At 49.2% G+C, this 20,057-nt stretch carries 15 protein-coding genes; 3 read left to right on the top strand and 12 right to left on the bottom strand.

Features of this window, described 5'->3' with window-relative positions:
* Positions 1 to 96: 96 nt before the first annotated feature.
* Entirely contained in the window at positions 97 to 894 is a 798-nt protein-coding gene (locus tag OCU43_RS03850) for an SPOR domain-containing protein (RefSeq protein WP_091362231.1), read from the top strand.
* Positions 895 to 951: 57 nt separating this feature from the next.
* On the opposite strand, the gene OCU43_RS03845 is transcribed toward OCU43_RS03850, so the two are convergent.
* The 3 genes from OCU43_RS03845 to OCU43_RS03835 all read right to left on the bottom strand — a co-directional run bounded on the left by OCU43_RS03845 (position 952) and on the right by OCU43_RS03835 (position 2,557).
* Positions 952 to 1,239, bottom strand: a complete 288-nt coding sequence (locus OCU43_RS03845) for a type VI secretion system PAAR protein (RefSeq protein WP_091362230.1) — start codon at positions 1,237 to 1,239, stop codon at positions 952 to 954.
* A 45-nt stretch (positions 1,240 to 1,284) separates the two neighbouring features.
* Entirely contained in the window at positions 1,285 to 1,902 is a 618-nt protein-coding gene (locus OCU43_RS03840; RefSeq protein WP_091362229.1) for a hypothetical protein, read from the bottom strand.
* Between the two features lie 109 nt (positions 1,903 to 2,011).
* Entirely contained in the window at positions 2,012 to 2,557 is a 546-nt protein-coding gene (locus OCU43_RS03835) for an RDD family protein (protein WP_091362228.1), read from the bottom strand.
* A 212-nt stretch (positions 2,558 to 2,769) separates the two neighbouring features.
* Here OCU43_RS03835 and OCU43_RS03830 point away from each other — a divergent pair, with 212 nt between their 5' ends.
* Both OCU43_RS03830 and OCU43_RS03825 read left to right on the top strand, forming a co-directional pair.
* Positions 2,770 to 3,798: a formylglycine-generating enzyme family protein gene (locus OCU43_RS03830; protein ID WP_091362227.1), complete on the top strand. Its 1,029-nt coding sequence runs from the start codon at positions 2,770 to 2,772 to the stop codon at positions 3,796 to 3,798.
* Positions 3,799 to 4,266: 468 nt separating this feature from the next.
* Positions 4,267 to 5,280, top strand: coding sequence for a formylglycine-generating enzyme family protein (locus OCU43_RS03825; RefSeq protein WP_091362226.1), 1,014 nt, complete (start codon positions 4,267 to 4,269; stop codon positions 5,278 to 5,280).
* Between the two features lie 31 nt (positions 5,281 to 5,311).
* On the opposite strand, the gene OCU43_RS03820 is transcribed toward OCU43_RS03825, so the two are convergent.
* The 9 genes from OCU43_RS03820 to tssF all read right to left on the bottom strand — a co-directional run bounded on the left by OCU43_RS03820 (position 5,312) and on the right by tssF (position 20,056).
* On the bottom strand, positions 5,312 to 7,912 hold the full coding sequence (locus tag OCU43_RS03820) for a LysM peptidoglycan-binding domain-containing protein (RefSeq protein ID WP_091362225.1): 2,601 nt from the start codon (positions 7,910 to 7,912) through the stop codon (positions 5,312 to 5,314).
* Positions 7,913 to 7,977: 65 nt separating this feature from the next.
* Positions 7,978 to 8,808: a DUF4123 domain-containing protein gene (locus OCU43_RS03815; RefSeq protein WP_091362224.1), complete on the bottom strand. Its 831-nt coding sequence runs from the start codon at positions 8,806 to 8,808 to the stop codon at positions 7,978 to 7,980.
* A complete protein-coding gene (locus OCU43_RS03810) occupies positions 8,805 to 10,919 on the bottom strand; it encodes a type VI secretion system Vgr family protein (protein ID WP_261832978.1) in 2,115 nt (704 codons plus the stop codon). The genes OCU43_RS03815 and OCU43_RS03810 overlap by 4 nt, the downstream gene beginning before the upstream one ends.
* Before the next feature lie 110 nt (positions 10,920 to 11,029).
* Positions 11,030 to 11,599 (bottom strand): DUF3592 domain-containing protein, encoded by a 570-nt coding sequence (locus tag OCU43_RS03805; protein WP_091362249.1) that lies wholly within the window; start codon positions 11,597 to 11,599, stop codon positions 11,030 to 11,032.
* Positions 11,592 to 12,608 (bottom strand): hypothetical protein, encoded by a 1,017-nt coding sequence (locus OCU43_RS03800; RefSeq protein WP_091362250.1) that lies wholly within the window; start codon positions 12,606 to 12,608, stop codon positions 11,592 to 11,594. The genes OCU43_RS03805 and OCU43_RS03800 overlap by 8 nt, the downstream gene beginning before the upstream one ends.
* 30 nt (positions 12,609 to 12,638) lie before the next feature.
* Positions 12,639 to 14,279, bottom strand: coding sequence for a sigma 54-interacting transcriptional regulator (locus OCU43_RS03795; protein WP_091362251.1), 1,641 nt, complete (start codon positions 14,277 to 14,279; stop codon positions 12,639 to 12,641).
* Positions 14,272 to 16,992: a type VI secretion system ATPase TssH gene (gene tssH, locus OCU43_RS03790; protein ID WP_217647490.1), complete on the bottom strand. Its 2,721-nt coding sequence runs from the start codon at positions 16,990 to 16,992 to the stop codon at positions 14,272 to 14,274. The genes OCU43_RS03795 and tssH overlap by 8 nt, the downstream gene beginning before the upstream one ends.
* A 41-nt stretch (positions 16,993 to 17,033) precedes the next feature.
* On the bottom strand, positions 17,034 to 18,305 hold the full coding sequence (tssG, locus tag OCU43_RS03785) for a type VI secretion system baseplate subunit TssG (protein ID WP_091362253.1): 1,272 nt from the start codon (positions 18,303 to 18,305) through the stop codon (positions 17,034 to 17,036).
* Positions 18,269 to 20,056 carry a type VI secretion system baseplate subunit TssF gene (gene tssF / locus OCU43_RS03780; protein WP_091362254.1) on the bottom strand — a complete coding sequence of 596 codons (1,788 nt, stop codon included), beginning with the start codon at positions 20,054 to 20,056 and terminating at the stop codon, positions 18,269 to 18,271. The genes tssG and tssF overlap by 37 nt, the downstream gene beginning before the upstream one ends.
* Position 20,057: the final 1 nt, after the last annotated feature.

Below are 20,057 nucleotides of genomic sequence, written 5' to 3'. Positions count from 1 at the left end.
ATTTGCCCGCCATTGAGCCTGAGAACAGGCAACTAAAGCATGGCTTGATTTTTGCTTTATCAGCAATGGCCACAGAGAAAAATAAGGATTTCTGCCATGGACAAGGTTTACCCGATAGCGACACTTATCGCCGCCATGACAATTACGGTTACAGGCAGCGCCTCGGAGCGTGTGCCCCGTTTACCGTCGTCCACCTACAATGTGGAGATACGACCCGATAACTACTACTATCATGAGCAGCAGCTCGGTGCCTGGTTTATCCAGTGTTATCAGCGCAAACAACCTGCCGAACGTTACTGGCACTGCAACGCATCTGACAGCGAAACCATCCGACGATTCAGAACCACGCTGAAAGATCCGGCGCTGGCATTTACTGCACCAGAGCCCGCTGTTCACGCGGACACTTCGCCGCCAAAACAACCTGCAGAGTCACTTCAGCGACCGGTTCCCACCCGGGTAGCCACTTTGCCGCCGGATCCCCCGAAGCAGACTCCACAGAAAAAAACGGTTCAGGCCCAACAGCATTACCTCGCTGCGGAACACTTAAAAAAGAAGAGGTCGGCTAACCCGCAAAAACAGACAAAACCGGTAGAGGCGATACGTCATCACACACCAACAATACAGACCACTTTTAACAATCCGGCGCTGGAGCCCGAAACTTATTACCTGCTACAACTGGCAGCCTTTCAGAATAAAAAAGACGCCAACCGATGGCAGCAAGGCTATCCGGATATCGCAACCCGGATTATCAGAACCCAGGGGAAATTCACTCAGTGGTTTAACGTCGTCACAGCGCAACCGGTTGAGTACTTCGATGCCATCGCACTGTCAGAAGCAATTAAAGATCAGACCGGCGAGACTCCCTGGATACGCGAGAAGAAAGAGCTTTTGTAAACAATCGTGTAAGTGGCTTGTTTAACCGTTCAGGATATCAAGCCACCCGACACTCAATCAGCCGATTGAGACACTGCCAGAACCCGCCGCCACAGAACCACCACAGCTAATCGAATCACCCACCCGGGCAGCAGGCCTGCCATTGATCATCACGGAGGAAGAGCCTGCCGCAATCGCCCGCCCATGGGGTGGACACTTGCTGCAGCCGTGAGGTGCAAGAGGGTCGCCTACCCGGGCCGCCGGGATGCCATCAATAATCACATCACCACTACCTGAAACTATGGGCGTTGGCGGAAAACACCCATGGCCCGACCCAATATCACCTAAACGTGCCGCTTTTGGCATTTCAAACTCTCCTTGTTAATCGATGTAACCCAATACTGAATCATATTAAATGATTTTGAAACTAACATCCCAGCCTGATTCATTAAACAGCTTGATCAAAGCGTTATGCAACGTTCCATTCCCCAGCTTAACCACATTACCACCATCATCCAACACTAAAGTGCTGCAGGTAACAAAACCGGACTGTCCCCGAATCTGGAAGTAATACTCGCCCGCCCCTCGCCTCTCTGTACGCGTGGTCACAACATCTTTCAAGCTGACATGATGCTGCTTCTCATCCAGCCAGATCTTAACAAAAAAAGTCTGTTCAACCGTCGCATGTTGCATCCCCAACGTTAACTCGGTTGTCAGCAGAGGCGGCGCGATAATAATCAGATCATCCTTCTCAAGCAGCTCAAAAGAGCTTCCCTGCACCTTTAATGCTCGTAACCGTTCAATCAGTTCATAAGGAGTGACAGGCTCCACTGAGGGATCCGCTTTAGACGCCATCACTTTACGGCCAATCAACATCATCACCGGCACCATTCCGACGATACCCGCTAACAGAAAGCTCACCAGAGCGCCTTTACTTCCTCCCCCTTCAACAATCGCTATACCCACAGCGCCTAACAGCACCATGTATAAAAGAAACAAACCAAAGGCTAAAAAAAACTTACCAATCATTATCGACCCCTGAACAAACTGATCACTAAAATACGCAACGCATCACCTGATGCGCATAAAATGGCTCAACATCACTCACTGAAACTTTAAGAATCACCCCTGTTTATAACTAGCATCGCACAACCAGGGTCTTCGCAAGCAGGTCATGCAGGCAACGACGATCACGGCGAAAGATGAACAGAACATCAATCAGCGAAAAAATGGGGCCCACAAAAGGTAATATGTAGACAAGAAAAAACGGTAGGTAGCGGGCTATATAGATGCTTTCAAATGATGGAACTGCCTGCGACTCCACTGTTACAACTCTGATACCTACAATCTTTTTGCCTACCGTCTGACCAGACTTCAGCAACAGATAGATATTGAGCAGCAAAAAACCAAAAAAACTGAAGATCAGGACAAGATATACGGACTGCACATCAAAAATCAGGTTTGCTATCAGAGCTATTATACTTCCAATCCAATTGTCGGCATCCGATGCGGCTTCGCTGAATAACATCTCACCAAAATAGAATAGCCAGATTGCCATCAAGACAATCACTGATAAGAACAGATAATCGAGTAATTTAGCCAGCAACCTTAAACCCCGGCTACAAACATCACTGTCTGATATATTTTCCCTTTCGGCAACCGCTTCGGTATATGTGTCTGTCATACAACCATCCTTGTTGTTAAAGTCTTCAGTAGATAAGCACTAAACCATCCCTGTGCGCGGATATACATGAAATAACTATGCCAATATCTCGTCTCTGAATATACAAAAAATAATTGGGCAGGTAGCATACCCGATCATCAACTAAGGAAAACCTGTCTCCAGATCATCAGTTGATATAACGTATAGTAGCTATCTATTTAAGAGATTCATGGATGAATAATCTGCTTGTTAAATCCCTCTTTCTTGCCTCAATGGCGACCTCTCTATTGCTAACAATGGCCTGCTCGCAGAGTGAAGCACTGGAGATTCAGTCTGAGGTTGTCAGCCCCGATAAAATCAACCAGATTATTGCCAATGTTGAGCGCCTGCACCCTGATATCAGTGATGAGCTGAAACAGCAGGTCGCCGAGATCGCAGTCAAATCGATCGAGAACCAGATCTTTGTTGAGGGCGGCAGCTTCGATATGGGGGACTTCGGCATGCCCTGTAACGCTTACCGTGACAGGCCGGTGTATGACCCAAATGATATCTGTAACTCAACGATCAACCCCTACGACCGGCCAGTACATAAAGTCGCACTGGACAGTTTCTCGATGTCGAAATATGAAACGTCGGTTTATGAGTTCGAGCATTTTAAGTTAGCCCATCATCAACCACTCCCCGAGCCCGAGTTCAGGAAAGATGAACCTGACCACTGGATGTTTAAGCCTGATAGTCCAACCGGCACCCAGAAATGGCAGGAGGCTAAAGATTACTGTCTCTGGATTGGTCAGCTAACCGAAAAGAAGTTTGATCTGCCAACAGAAGCACAATGGGAATACGCGGCAAGAGATCGTGGGAAATATATCTATTACGCCACTAATGATGGCACCCTGAAAGATAATCAAAACTTCCCAAGAACTGCCTTTCAAAAAGTAGAGTTATTACCTGTTGATAGTTTTCCACCCAGCCCGCTAGGCTTTTATCATCTTCAGAGTAATGCTGTTGAGTGGGTCAATGACTGGTTTGATCCCGACTACTATAAACACAGCCCGGAACACAATCCACAAGGGCCTGAAAAACCTATAACAGTTTCAATCAAACATAGATCACCGAATCAATATAAAGTACTACGAGGCGGATCGACTAGCTGGAGTCCAAATGTGGTCATGCGTCGAGCAACTGAAAAGCCTGATCTGCAAGTACATGCTCCTAAATACGGTTTTCGCTGTGCTGTACAAGAGACTAACACGATTAACTGAAAGGGGTCATACGACCCTTTTTAGTTAATAACTATGCGTACATCCCTCCCCCTGGAGGACTCAGGTCATCACCATTCCAGCACATCAACTGGCCAGAACTAGCAATATTGTTACGCTTTTCAATTGCAACTTTAAGCCCGCCAGTCACCGGATCAAAGGGTTTATCCTGCCCATTAAACTGTTTTCCATCACCAGGTTGCCGATGCTGCAGTTTATTAATCCACTCATTAAACTGATCCTGCTGTCCCCAGTCGAGAATACTATTCAGCTTTTCCAGGCTGGTAAAACTGTCGACTTATACACCATCTTCACTCATATGCTCCAGTAGCTCGATAAACTGTCGCCATGAACTGATCGGTTTAAATCTGTAATTTCTGTTTATACATCCCCCTTTTTGAGGTTATAAAACCAAGTAAAATCAGATAGTATGCAACTATCATATTAGTTATCTATTTAAGAGATTCATGGATGAATAACCGGCTTACCAAATCCCTCTTTTTTGCATCAATGGCGACCTCTCTATTGCTAACAACGGCCTGCTCGCAGAGTGAAGCGCTGGAGATTCAGTCTGAGGTTGTCAGCCCCGATAAAATCAAACAGATTATTGCCAATGTTGAGCGCCTGCACCCTGATATCAGTGATGAGCTGAAACAGCAGGTCGCCGAGATAGCAGTCAAATCGATCGAGAATCAGATCTTTGTTGAAGGCGGTAGCTTCGATATGGGGGACTTTGGCATGCCCTGTAACTCATACCTCGACAGACCGGTGTATAACCCGAATGATATCTGTAACTCAACCATCAACCCCTACGACCGGCCAGTACATAAAGTCACACTGGACAGTTTCTCGATGTCGAAATATGAAACATCGGTTTATGAGTTCGAGCATTTTAAGTTAGCCCATCATCAACCACTCCCCGAGCCCGAGTTCAGGAAAGAACAACCACATCATTGGTGGTTTACACCAACAAATCCAACAGGAACGCAAAAATGGCAGGAAGCCAAAGACTACTGCCTCTGGATCGGTCAGCTAACCGAAAAGAAGTTTGATCTGCCAACAGAAGCGCAATGGGAATACGCGGCAAGAGATCGTGGGAAATATATCTATTACGCTACCAATGATGGCACTCTCAAAGGCGATATTAACCTGCCAAAAGATGACCTGCATCCCATAGATAGTTTTCCACCCAGCCCGCTAGGCTTTTATCATCTTCAGAGTAATGCTGTTGAGTGGGTCAATGACTGGTTTGATCCTGATTATTATAAACATAGCCCGGAGCACAACCCGCAAGGTCCCGCAGGACCAGTCAAAGCCTCTATACATAATGATCCTCCTCAAATTTTAAAGGTTTTAAGAGGAGGATCTACCAGTTGGGATGAAGATGTAGTGATGCGAAGAGCTACTCAAAAACCGATAATGAAGCACCATTATGTTACTTATGGTTTTCGTTGTGCTATACAAGATGTAAAACCGATTAACTAATAAGGGTCATATGACCCTTTTTAGTTAATAACTATGCGTACATCCCTCCCCCTGGAGGACTAAGATCGTCACCATTCCAGCACATCAACTGGCCAGAACTAGCAATCTTGTTACGCTTTTCAATTGCAACTTTAAGCCCGCCAGTCACCGGATCAAAGGGTTTATCCTGCCCATTAAACTGTTTTCCATCACCAGGTTGCCGATGCTGCAGTTTATTAATCCACTCATTAAACTGATCCTGCTGTCCCCAGTCGAGAATACTGTTTAACTTCTCCAGACTGGCAAAGCTATCGACTTTTTCACCATCTTTGCTCATATGCTCCAGTATCTCGATAAACTGTCGCCATGAACTGATCGGCTTTAAAACCTTGACGATAGCGGACTCCTGAGGCTCGATCATTGGATTTGGAATTACTGACCAGTTTTTGGCCAATGTATATAGAATCGGGCCCGAGGTCTGCGGCGGCAGTCTGGCCAGATCAAACACTTTCAAACCAAAATTGATTTGGCGGGCCAGTGACAAGGCTTCTTTTTCATCAGCTTTACGCTTAACCATCCAACGTTTAAATTCGTCCACCCCGTCCTTAAATTCCTCAAAAACTTCAAGCCCAGCGCCCAGGGTCATTCGGAACAACCCCATCGCCATATATTTAAATGCATCCTCAGAAATAATATTGATATATCGGTAATCCACTTCGGCCAGCACTTCCAGAACCACCTCAAATAGCTCTGCCAGATTCATAACATCAACTGTTGTGCCGAAGCCCCCACCCGCACCGGGGCCAAAAACCAGCTGTCCCTGAACATGTAATTCAAACTTTCCTCTAGCTAATCGAATATGAAAACTACCCGACGCTCCTATACCAAACGAGACTGCACCCTCCGTCTTAACCTCAACCAGTTGCTTCCATTTTTTCCGCTCCCGTGGGGATTCCCATTCAAGCTCTCCGGTGACACTACCTCCCGCATCAACCCCGGCAAACGCCTCCCCTTTCAGAGTAACGCCCTGCTGCGGGGTGCTCTCAACATGGACGGACGGCGACATCAGGGCACTGGCGCCAGAACTCACCTCTTTCTTTTTCAGGCCTGAGGCATCCAGCTTAACTTCACCGTTAGCACTGACTCTTGCACCAGCAAAGCACGAGAGGGTTACAGCCCCCTTCAGCCGGAAAGCCCCGAACTCATGCAGCACCTCTTCACCGCTGGCGTTGTTATAACTGATAATACAGTTATAACCCCCATCATTTGGCAGATAGATATTTGCCCCTACTGAGCCCTCAACCAATGAAACAGCCGTCTCAAATTTGGCGCCCATATTCATCTGGAGCTTTTTAGGATTAAAGCCTGAAACGGAGGCACTTGCCGCGGCAGCAAAACGCAGTGCATGGGCCTCTGCTGTCACCGCCATCACGGTATCACCGGGATTTTTACCCGCAGAAGAGTCATAATTTAATAACTCCGTATGCCAGGAGTTGAACAGGCAATCATCCGGCGCTTTCCATTCCCAGAATTTAGCTTCAAGTGTTTCCAGCGCAGACTTATCCCAGTCGTCTTTAATCCCTGTTTTAATATCGTCAAGCAGGGCTTTGGCTTTCTTCTCAGCTGGAATTTTGGAATCGGAAGCCAGTTGTTTTTTTACATTAACCGAAAGCTTTAATCGTCCGGCAGCCCAACGTTTTTCGACTACATCAGCAGCAAAAGCACTTCGTACATAGTAAAACTTATCCGGTTTACTCAGCAGAGTAACTTCCTGAATCAGAAAACCAGTTTTAGTAGTTTGAATAGAAGCTTTATGCTGATACTTACCTTTTGATTCGGCCAGATCATATTTTTTAGACATAAACTGGGCATTGGTTTTGGTATCACCAGCTGTTTTGGCTGCAGCGGGATCTGTACCATTCAGTAATGCCAGTTCCTGATCAATGATCTTAAGCCGTGCAGCCCGAAGCTTTGCACAGTTATCCTCCCAGTTATTGCTGTCCAACAATCCAGGGCTAAATCTCTCAACAGCCTCCCGTTCTTTTTTTAGTTGCGCTATTAAGCCGGCTTTATCTTCTGCACTGGTCTTAGCAATGTCCTCAGGTGACACCGTATTTAACGCCTCTGATGTACACATCAGACCGTTATCCCGGGCTTTTTCCAACCAGGCTTTCTTTGCTTCAGCTACCTGGTCATGCCCCTGAAGCGTCTGACTCGCGGTGTCTGCACTGTCTGAAACAATGCTTCGATAGTCCGCCATCAGATTCTCAACAAAATCGATCTCCGTATTCAATTCAGTCAACGCCTCTGGCGAAAGTGCGTAGAAAGTATCACCCTCTCCTGTAAGATGTACCAGATCTGAAACTTTCTCCTGACACGAACCTTTTTTGGTCGTCTGATCGTTTGTTTTATCTCCCTGGCATTGAGCTGGCGGCAGCTCCTCTGCTGCTTTTTCACTGCTGCTCATATTTTTATCATCAACTGCCACTGCAGTCTGACTCTGTTGTGACAGCCTGATGCTTTGCCCCGGATAGATAAGATCAGGGTTGTGCCGATATTCCGGATTGAGGTCGAGTAGCTGACTCAGGCTTACTTTATTACGGGCCGCTATCTGGCTTAAGGTATCGCCTGAACGGATTATATAATCAGACATAACATTCCCTGTTGTAACGGGTTATCACTGTTATAGGTTACGAATCAATCTATTCAAGCTGCGTGTCAGGTAACAGAACCGGGTAAACCCGACAATAGCTGCTGTACATGCTGCCAACGCTGGCTGGGGATATACTCGGTATGAGCCAGTACTTCGGCAATATCAGGCCGCCGCATAAAATGTTCCCCTTCCGTTATGGCGGTGCGCAGCCAGGCTTCCTGCAGTTCGCGGGTTGCCATCTCATGCTCCCTGGCAACCTCCAGAACACCTGCGACCCAGGGCTCGGGATCAACCCCTTCGGGCAGGTGACTCTGATAATAAGCGGTCATTTTGCTGACAAAGCGGCCCGCCCGGTGCTGATCAATCTCATCGAACTGTTGTTGAAGAATCACAAATGGTTTCTCGGGCGGCTCAACACAAACCGGCAGAGCTTCAGGTCGTTTAAGTTGATGCCACTCTTCATCAAACCAACTCACCTCTTGTGCTATCTGCCAATAGTGCCACCAGCGTTCATCGCCCAATACTTCCCATGTCGCCAGCATCGCCCGGGGTTCATAAAAGCGGTTTAGAGCGGGACCAAAATCTGTTTCTATCTGCAACATCCAGCGGCATCGTGCGATCACCTCATCGATGGACAGATGACTGCTAAACCGACAGCCAATAGGAGAGGTCTCCATCAGCTTTTCCATCACCTGACAGACCGGGTGGTCCTGATCAATAGCAAACAGTTGTGGGCCAACATCTTCCAGTTGCGCGTATTTCGTGCCACTAAACAGCATGAAATGAACACCTTCATTAAAAGTATCATGCTGATACCAGTGCACACCGATATCCGGTTGCTGAGCCTTATCAATAATAAAATAGCTGAGCTGACTGCTGTCCATAAGTTGTCTCATGCCCCTTTATTTCCATGGATAGGGCAACTGTCACCGCTTTCACTGCAACACTCATGCACAACAGTTTCGCCGCTTTTAGCCATATCCTGATATTTAAACGCCGGTAAAGGTGACCATTCAGGTTCCGGTTGTTTTGCTTCTGAAACAAATCCGGCGACATCCGATTGCGCTTCAACCGGCGGCGTTGGCGGGGTCGGTGATGCTTTTGCCGCACTTCCGCCGCCGCCACCGGAGTTCAGTTTAATGCTGGCACCGGTAATGGTGACCCCGGAAGGATCCAGCTTGACCATACCGCTGCCTGCTTTCAGGACAATCTCAGTGCCTGCGGTAATATAGATTTTCTGTCCGGCTTTCTGGTGGATCTGCTGCCCGGCATAGAGATGGCTTTTTTGCCCTACAGAGAGCTGCAGGTTCTGATCTATAGTGATGTGCTGGTTTTGATTGACCTGCTGAAACTGATCGCCCTGTGTCAGGTGGTGCTCATCGCTGCGATATTCGCTATAAACTTTGCCTTCGACAATTTTATGCCGGTCATTACCCAGCCAGCTGCGGTGATCGTTTTTGGTTCGCTGATCAACATCTTTTTCAGCGTGATAGAAGACCTGCTCTTCACCCTTTTTATCTTCAAAGCGGATCTCATTAAAACCATCGCCGCCTTTGCTGGAGTTGGTCTTAATGGTGCTGCGGGTTTTATGTTCCGGCAGTTTGTACGGCGGACGGTTAAGGCCGTGATACACCCGACCAATCACCAGCGGTTTATCCGGGTCGCCTTCGAGGAAATCAACAATCACCTCTTCGCCGATACGGGGAATAAACATGCCACCAAAGCTACCACCGGCATGGGACTGACTCACCCGGATCCAGCAGGAGCTGGTCTCATTACCCTGGCCTTCGCGATCCCAGTGGAACTGAACCTTAATGCGGCCATGCTCATCGGTGTAGATCTCTTCGCCCTCGGGACCAGTGACCGTCGCGGTCTGGGTGCCTTCCACATGGGGAGACTTTACTTCCGTCGTTGGACGGAATGGCACCTCGAAGGGAACACAGAGATAGCTATTACTATACTGGCTGCCCTCGGTCGAGGCTCCCACTTCCAGCACCTGAGGCTGAGAACATTCATGCTCAACCCGCGCAATCAAATACTCACTATTGAGTGCATCCCGATCGTGCCCGGTGAGTTCAAAACTGTAACCCGGGGTCATCCGGTTAACATCGCTGCTGCCCTTAGCCATTTGACGGTAACGGTTGAGAGATTCCAACCGGATCAGGGCGTTATTATTGCCCCGGCCTGAATCGATAAAACGGCCCGGGTGGTCATAGATCTCCAGCGGCACATCCAGCTCGCCCGATTTCGCGGATTCCAGTTTGAGGTTGGGCTTTTTAAAATCAAAATCCCGCAGGGTCACTTTTCCCGGAACAATCGATTCGCTGTAACTGAAGCTGAAGATATGCTGTTCACGCACCGCCCCCTGACTGTCGTGAAAACAGTCCAGTAGCGGATCACCGCTGATGGCGGGGTTAGAGCCGGAGGTATCGCTGAACACCAGCACATGGCCTTCGTCGCTATGTTCGAAGTAATAATGTATCCCCTCTTCAGCCAGCAGTCGCTGAATAAAGTCCAGCTCAGTTTCCCGGTACTGCACGCAGTAGTCATAATCGGGATAGCTTTTGAGCAGATCAAAACGGAACTCATCGGTGTTCAGCCCGGCATCCGTCAGAATGATCTGGATGATGGTTTGCACATTCTGGAACTGGAAGATCCGGCTGTTCTGCCGGTGCTGCAGTGCCCAGATTTTAGGCACCAGGCGGATATGGTAGGTGCTCTGGTTAACCCCCTGATCACCGAGGCTCACTTCAGAGACCATGCCGTGAATATAGCGGGTGAGCTCTTCACTACCATCGGTCTGATCCAACAGGGTAACGAATGCTGGCTGGCCAATCAGGGTAGCGAAATCGATATCGCCATCATCTGAGACCACTTCGATGGCAAACTCAAACAGCGCCGAGATCTCCTCTGCGCCGTTAAGCCGCACCAGACTGAACTGTTCTGAATCGTCTGTATCCTGTAGCTGAAAGAAAAAGCGCTCTTCGTTCGCCTTTAAAAACACCATAACTCAATCCTTTGCTGTGTTCTCTTTTATTGAGCCTGCCGAACGCCAGACCTTTGTGACAACCACCCGACTTTACAGCAAGTGCTGTGCCACCTAGTGATAGTTAACCGTTAAATGTCTGCTTCAGACCGCGTAACAGAGATATGTCCCCCGCGGTTTACAAAGCTATCCCGCATATCTTCTGGCAGCTGTAGCTGTTCAAACAACTCATTACGTTCAGCTTCAGACATCGCTTGCGTATCAAACTCTTCGGTTGTTGTCATACCGCTATTTTCGTCGAAATACCGTTGCATTTTTGCGCTTTGCCATTTAAAGAACCCCAGGGCTAAAACCGGAATCCAGATGAAAATCAGGAGCAGCAACAGCAACGCAGGAAGTGACCACATATAGCTTGCGGCGAGTGACTCTGCCGGCTGGTCCGGAAGATAGTAAACCTTAATAAACTCCCCGGCTTGTTCCTGCAGACCTGACAAAAAACTGTGCGAAGGGACATAGTAAACCTCACCATTCGGCGGCCGGTATTCAACTCTGGGGCTATAGGTATTAGTTTGTTGGTCAACCACATTCACAACCTGTCCCTGGATAGCTTCAGCCTGCAGAACAAAATCTATCTTTTCACCAACATAAACAAAATATACAAGCTGCAGAATTGTGACTACGCCAAAAAAGACTTTAAACATGTTCAGCCTCCTTGCTGCCAGGCATTATCCTGAGAAAACGGGCAAAAAAATCGTCTGTATTATCGCCTGCGTAAGCGATACTTAACGTCTTTTTATCCGTTCGGATAATGATATTTCCATTATCAATATAGGCCTCTTCAATCTCAGCAACAGGGACCTTGTTGGCTCTTAAAAAATAACTGCTGCGATAACGGAGCTGCTTACCAGAGATCGTTATTTCCGGTTGGAAGAGACGCACTGATATCGCATCCAGCAGGAACAAAATAATAAACAGTGAAACGATTGCATCGACAACGGCGAAACTTTCAGACCAGGTTGCAACAAACAGAAGACCTAACAGGAGATTGACAAAAATTAACTGCCCCAAATAGATATATACCGTCCCCCACCCCTGATGAAGCGGTAGCTTTAAGACACGCTTCTCTCTGGCTCTGACATCAAGAAGATCTCTGCTGCGAACGTAACCCCGATAGGTTTTCTCACGGTACGCCTGTGTATTCATTTTATCGGGGGCCGATTCAGCAAAAATTTTCTTATCCACCGAGTCGGGTGTTCTGAGTTGCTCCGTCCCATCCAGTGAATCATAGATGCTGACATCAAAGAATTTCGCAGCGGTCTCTGCCAGTCGGCGAATCACCACCGGGTCAGCACTCTCATAAAGACTATAGTGCTGATCGTCATCCGATATAAACGCCACTATACAAACGGTATAAGCCCGTCTGTCGTTTGGTTTTTTTCTCTGCTCACAATAGGTTCTGATTTTTGCAACATTGGGAAATGGATCACTGCGTTTGAAAAGTGACAGCCCAAATACCCTGAAACGCCGGTTAACCAGCCGCTCCGACCGGTTAATAAGGATCTCACTTTTGCCAACACACAGTCCTAAGCCAACCAGTGTAATTAAATTTAAAGGGAACCCCGCAGGTGCGCTAAAAATCACCAATACAACACCGATGATAATCCGCATGACCCCTTTTTCAATCTGAAGTGTCAATATATCCTGCTGCATTTTCTCTCCCTGAGACAGACAGTGGTGATGCTATGACCGGGATGGTTCCCGCAGATCATAACGTCCCAGTTTTTCCACCAGTGAGCGACGGGATACCCCTAGCGCATCGGCTGTGCGGGTCTGGTTGCCATTATGACGTTGCAGATGGCGGGCGATCACCCGAGCTTCCAGACGGCCCATAATATCTTTCAGACTGGCACCGTTTTCCAGTTCCTGTTCCAGCGGGGTCACCGGCAGACTACTGGTTTCATACCCAGGCATGTGCTGCGGTTCAATCACTCCGTCCTGATCGGCCAGTAACACAGCCCGTTCAATGATATTTCTCAACTCTCGGATATTGCCTGGCAGGGGCAGACTCTGAATCAGATCAAGCACTTGTGGCTTAATACCGCTGATCGCTTTGCCATACTGACCGCTGAACTGACCGATAAAGTGATGCACCAGTGCGGGAATATCTTCACGTCTTTCCCGCAGTGCCGGCAACGCTATGGGAAAAACGTTCAATCGGTAGAACAGGTCTTCACGAAAACTTCCCTGAGCGATCAGTTTAGGCAGATCCTGATGGGTGGCCGCCAGAATGCGGACATTCACCGGAATACTCTCCAGAGCCCCCAGTGGCCGCACCTCTCTTTCCTGCAGAACCCGCAGCAGTTTTGCCTGGAGTTTAAGCGGCATATCGCCAATTTCATCGAGAAACAGCGTGCCCCCTTCTGCCGCTTCAATCAGCCCTTTTTTGTTCTGGGTTGCACCACTAAATGCGCCTTTACGATAACCAAACAGCTCACTTTCCAGCAGCTCTTCTGGTAGCGCAGCACAGTTTTGCGCAATGAACGGCCCATCACGATGGGGGCCGTTGCGGTGGATGCAGGCGGCGATCAGCTCTTTTCCGGTGCCGGTTTCCCCCTGAATCAGGGCGGTAGCGGTGGAGTCAGCAATTTTCTCAATCAGACTGAATACCTGCTGCATCGCCACTGACTGACCGACGATCTCATCGACTTTCAGCTTACCGCTCATTCGGTTGCGCAGCTCTTCGTTCTCAATCTGGAGCACCTGGTTGGTTTCATCCAGCTGCACGATCAGATTTCGGTTCTCTGCCAGTAAGCGGGTGTTTTCAGCGACCACTACAGCCTGTACAGCAAAGGCCCGGACAAAGGCTTCCAGTTTTGCCGGAAACGCTTCCACATCCCCTTTCTCACTGACCCGGCGATTGAACAGTTGCATCACCCCCAGACTAACCCCTTCATAGTCGGTCAGGGGGATCACCATCAGCGAGCGGGTGCGGATACCACTCAGACGATCACGGTGATACAGATCATCAAAGTTAAAGCCGCTGTAGGCGTAGGCATCGCTGATATTGACGATCTGCCCCGACAGCGCCGTATAAGCAGCAATCTCTTCCATATTGGGTCGACGATCCGGTCGCAGATCGACTTTTTGCAGTGGCACAGCACTGCTTTGCAGATAATCGCCCTGAACCACTTCCGGATGCAGATAACGTTTTGTCCGGTCAAGAATATAGATGCAGCCGGCTTCAGCCGCGGTCAGTTTGCGAGCCGCCGTGAGAATTTTGTCCAGCAACAGATGCAGATCCTTCTCCCGGGTGATACTGAGATTGATCTGCACCAGCTCTTCCAGAGCCAGCAGGGAATCTTCAATACTCTGTTCAATCATTTACAGGCACTTCTGTTTCTGCACTCTCTTCCGCCAGTAGTAGGTCAGAATCATCATCTGCAACCGGTGGGTTATATTCATTACCAAAGCTAAGCGTGAACCCGCCGTCAGCATCGATATCGAGCAGAAGGTGCGTATAACGGGTCTCCTCCGTCATCCTTTCCAGCACTTCAGTGGCAATCTGAGGCAGCAGTGTACCGTTAAGAATATGATCAATATTCCGGGCTCCGGTCTCAACCTCTGTGCAGCGTTGAGCGATGGTCTCCACCACCTGATCTGTGTAATTCAATACCAGCTTCTGACTACTGGCTAAACGTTGCACCAGCTTATCCAGCTTGATGCGCACGATATCACCCATCACCTCAGAGGCAATGGGGTAGAATGGAACAATCTGCATCCGCGCCAGTAACGCGGGCTTAAAGTGGGCACTGAGGACAGGACGAATTGCGTCGATTAATTCCTCTTTTGAAGGACGATGCCCATCGGCGCACAGATCCGTGATGATATCGGTGGCCAGATTGGAGGTGAGGAACACAATGGTATTGCGAAAATTCACCAGTTGACCTTCACCATCGGAGAGCATCCCTTTATCGAATACCTGATAGAAGAGGTTCATCACTTCGAGGTCTGCTTTTTCTACCTCATCCAGCAAGACAACTGAGTAAGGCTTTTGCCGAACCGCTTCAGTCAGTAAACCACCTTCACCATAACCAACATAACCAGGCGGTGAACCGATCAGACGAGAGACTGAATGCTTCTCCTGAAACTCTGACATGTTAATTGAGGTCAGGAAGCGATCTCCACCAAATAGCTGATCGGCAACCCCGATAGCCGCCTCTGTTTTCCCGACCCCGCTGGGGCCAACAAACAGAAATACCCCCATCGGGGTTTCCGGATTATTCACCCCGGCTTTAGCTGCACGAACCCCCTGATCAATGGCATCAATGGCGTGGTTCTGTCCTTTGATCCGTTGCTGGAGCTGCTGATTAAAGCTCAACACACTCTGGGCCTCATCACGCACCATCTTACCCAGTGGGATACCGGTCCAGTCAGCAATAACCCGGCCGACAACATCCGGCGAGACCTCATAATGAATCAATGGATTATCCTGTTGCAGCTCGCTCAGTGCGGCGACTTTTTCACTGATTTCCTGGCGTAACGATTGTTCGGCTTGCGGATCCGCGTCAACACTCTGCTCCCGATGCTGAGCCAGTGTCTGACGAAGCTGTACTATCGTGTTCACCAGCTCCTGCTCGGATTGCCATTGCAGCAGTAAAGTCTCCAGTTCGGTCTGATGCGCATCGATCTGCAGTGCTAAGGCATCGATTTGTCCCTCATCTGCCAGCACATCACTGGAGATATCACGGGACAGTGCGTGTAACTCGCGTTCCAGGGTCTGAATCACACGTTCCAGATCATCAATTGCATCCGGCTTGGCGGTGATGCTGATCTTTACCCGCGCCGCCGCGGTATCGAGAACGTCCACTGCTTTGTCCGGTAGCTGGCGACCCGAGATATACCGGGATGACAGTTTTGCCGCCGCTTCTACCGCATCATCCCTGACATAGACACCGTGGGCCGCCTCATAGGTCTGACGCAGCCCGCGGATAATCACCACCGCCTGCTCGACTGTGGGTTCATCCAGCTTAACCAGCTGAAAGCGGCGCGCCAGTGCGGGGTCTTTTTCGAAATATTTTTTATATTCTGACCAGGTTGTTGCGGCCACTGTGCGCAACTCTCCACGGGCCAGCGCAGGTTTAAGCAGATTGGCGGCATCACCACTGCCAGCCGAGCCTCCGGCACCGATAAGCGTATGCGCTTCATCAATAAACAGAACGATCGGTTTAGGCGATGATTTAATCGCGTTAATCACCCCTTTCAGACGATTTTCAAACTCCCCTTTAACGCTGGCACCCGCCTGTAATAAGCCAAGATCAAGGCCGTAGAGCTCTACGCCAGCCAGCACATCAGGCACCTCACCCTGCGCAATTTTCAGGGCCAGGCCCTCGACCACGGCACTTTTGCCTACCCCGGCATCACCGACACAGATCGGATTATTCTTTCTACGGCGGCCCAGAATATCGATCATCTGTCGGATTTCAACATCGCGACAAAATACCGGATCAATTTCGCCATCCCGGGCTTTGGCCGTCAGATTGGTGCAGTATTTGTCCAACACACTCAGATCAGCTTCGGCCACAGCAGATGCGACCGACCCTTTGTTTGTGCTCAGGTTAATCTCGCAGGACCCTTCGGTCACTGTATGATAGTGTGTTTTGAGGTCATCATACGGCACACTGCTAAGATCATCGACGTAGCTTGCCATACCATGACGGCGCTGATTAGCGAGAATGGCCATCACCAAATGCCCACTACGAACCTCAGCGGCGCCCAGCTCCAGCGATGCAATCAACCAGGCATCCTCCAGCAAGCCCACCAGAGCCGACGAAAATACCGGTTTACCCTGATGACCTTTTTTATCCAGTTCGATGCTGTGCTGAATGCGCTTTACAAAATGAACAACATTAATTTCGTAGTGCACCAGAATCCGGGCAAGGTCATTTTCCTCTTCGAGCAGCTTCATCAGGTAGTGGTCCACACTGACTTCATAGCCTTCCTGAGAAACACAGAGCCCTGCGGCAGCCTCAAGGGCTCGGGTGCAGTTGCTGTTGAGTCGCTCAACCAATGATTTAAGCTGAATTTTTTCCATCATTACGTCCCTGTTGCAGTTCAGTACTCTCGTGTCTGAACCGGTTAACCAATACCATGTAGTATGACATTACGATCATGAGAACCAGGATTACCCAGCCAGCCAGACCAGCCCAGATAGCAGCCTGCTTCACCTCCCAGAGTAGATTCGGGTACCTGATCGCCCTGTAACACCAGTTTAATATCAAAGCAGAGCTGTTCTGGCATCAACATCAGAATCATCTCTTTCAGGGCTGCATAGTGAGCCCCATTCGGCAGAAAATCAGCAAATTGTGAATACACAAGCGGCCCCATCTGCACGATAAACTTACTGTTAAAATCTTTTACCCGGCTGCCGAGGGTTATATCTTCGCCCAACAGACTAGGCCCCAGCCCTAAGCGGTTCTTTTGTTCGTCAGGTACTGAAGCCCAGCGCTCCACATGTTCAGTAATCTGTACCGGCACATTATTAAAATAACCACTAACGACCTGACGCATAACACTGGCAGAGTTACCCTGCATCGCCATCAAGCCGGAAAATCCAAGCAGCCGGGGCCAGTTGATAGCAGATTCCTCTCTATACGCTTTTTCGGGTGCGCCCATAAGAGCAAACAGCCACTCTGAAAAATCATTCCGGGCCTCTGGCTGGTACTGCAAGGCCGGCCGGTATTTATGCCAGATACGGTATAAAAATGCTGTCAGCCGGTGATTGAACAGATCCAGAAAATCCCGTTGACGGGATGTCGGCAGTTCAAAAACCTGAATCACTAACTGCCCGTTCCTGAAACTCGTCAGTTCTACCGGACTCAGCAGCTCCTGTAGACTTTCACCATGGACCAGTTGTTCCAGCTCATCATTGTTGAGCGCTCTGGCACTGAGAACGCCCGCTCGAATCTGCTGTTTATATTCAGCCGCCCGAAGCACCAGACTGGATATATCCAGCCGATGATCGCGCAACGCTCTGATCTGCTGTTCCGAGGTGAGGAAATACTCTGTCAGTTCCTGATTCTCAATCTGCACCTGTTCTGCAATGATCGATTCCGTCACATGTGCCGGCAGCGGTGATGCCGGCCCATACAAACCTATAAAATTATTCTGCAGCTCCAGCTGTCCCTGGCGGCTGATACCCGCATGCTGAATATCGCAGGCTGGAAAAGCCAGGCTTGGATGTCCCCTGAAGCGGATCGCTTCGCTAGCGACCGGCCCCTGATGTCCTACCCGGGCACCAGTGTGAAACGATTCCAGCAGATTGACCGCTTTGAAAAATTCAAAGCTATGGGCAGCCCGCTGCAATTCATTACTCAGAGTAAGAAATGCTGACCGCTCTGAATCTGCCATCGGTAGATCTCTCCGTTGTCCAACCCTTCAACTTCCAGTTCATGATGGGCGTTGATATTTGCATACTGACTGAAAAATCCGTTCAGTACCGAGGCAAACAAAAACATCGTGCTCTCACCCTGAATACCTTTAGCACCAAACTTACTCTCTCTGAGCTGCAGTTTTGTCTGCAGTGTTCTCACGGGGACCCCTTTGATAATCCGGTCCCGGGTAGTGGTGGATATACTCTGAATACCTTCCAGCATCTGTTGGCTGGCACGCTCGGCCTGGCGATCAAAAAAGGCCCGAAAATCGTAACAGGCCAGCAGAGTGCGCAGTGAATCCAGCCGTGATAATGAACGGTAATGAAGCGCCATCTGCGAAATCAGCTGCCAATGCAAGCCATCGCGAAGCGGTGGCTGAAGGGCATTTGTCACCCGGGTGATATTGCGAAATGAGGCGAACTCAATCGAGTCCGCCGTCGGATAGATAATATCCCCCGCCCGTAAAACCTCGGGAAGTTTCCGGTTTGTACAGGTCAGTTCCATCGATACCGTTTCGGTTGGCGGCACAGTATCCCGGCTATCCACATGAACAAAGCTGATAAAGCTATCAAGACCACTCTGCAATGTAGACAGGCGCCGTTTGAGTGAAAAAAACACCTGTTTGTCATCTCTGTCGCTGCGGATCTCATGATCAAAGCTCTCAAACGCTGGATAATGATACCGCTTGCTCTGACCCCGCAGGCTCCCGCTGACATGATCGATTGAAAAAAGCTCGATATGCTCCTGCTTCTCATAGGCGGGGCGAATCATATACTCCTGCCGTCGGTGATCAACCCGAATAGGGTCTGCATCTGCGCTAAACAGATTGATGATCGGCGTGCAGTGAAGCCTGACATGGCCTTTCTGAAGCCGCAGCTGTGAATCAAACTTACGATTAAACTTAAATGTCAGGCTGAATGATTCGATCATTGGAGCCTGCAGATGCTCACTCAGATTATTAATATCAACGAAGAGAAACTTTTCAGGAAGGCTAAAATATTCCTGTAGCAAACGGTATCCATTAAATGAGCGATTGGTGTAGGGCAATAGCGCTTCATCATCAGCAAACCCTACCGGAGTAACCGATTTAGCCCCCAGCTGAACACGGGTCTGTTCCCCTGAACGAAAATGCACACCAAGTTCCAGCTTATCCAGATAACGAAACAACCAGAGATAAAGCCCCTGACTGATATGCATCTCGCGATCACCGTGGAGGAAAAGCCGCAGTTTATCCAGACCAAGATTTTCTGACGCGGCGCCTGGCTCTATCTGAAAATTCAGTGTGAGCGTCGCCCCATCGCTCTGGTTAGTTGAGGTCAGTTGATCCAGTTCGATCGGATAAATATCCACATCATAGCAACTGCGAAACCGGCAACTGGTATTTTCCACCTCAACAGATTGCACCTCTTCACCACGGGCGATCCGTTTCCCTTCAATCAGCGCGTTCTCAACCGGTTTAAATTCAAGCACACTCATCGAGGGTAGTGGCCGCAGGTAGTGCGGCCATAGCAATCCAAGTAACGCATGGGTCACTTCGGGCAATTCATCATCTAGCTTCTGTCGCAAGCGGCCGGTCAGAAAGGAAACGCCCTCGAACAGCCGCTCCACATCCGGATCATTTCCCTCTTCTGACAGAAACTTTGATAAGCCCGGATTTTGTCGTGAGAACTCTGCCCCCATATCCCGCAGATATGAAAGTTCATCCTGATAATACTTATTAAACGCCATC

It is taken from the genome of Amphritea atlantica, assembly GCF_024347255.1.
In the GTDB taxonomy this organism is placed as follows: Bacteria; Pseudomonadota; Gammaproteobacteria; order Pseudomonadales; family Balneatricaceae; genus Amphritea; species Amphritea atlantica.
The sequence above is the reverse complement of the archived record's forward strand: the minus strand, read 5'-3'. Positions and strand labels throughout refer to the sequence as shown.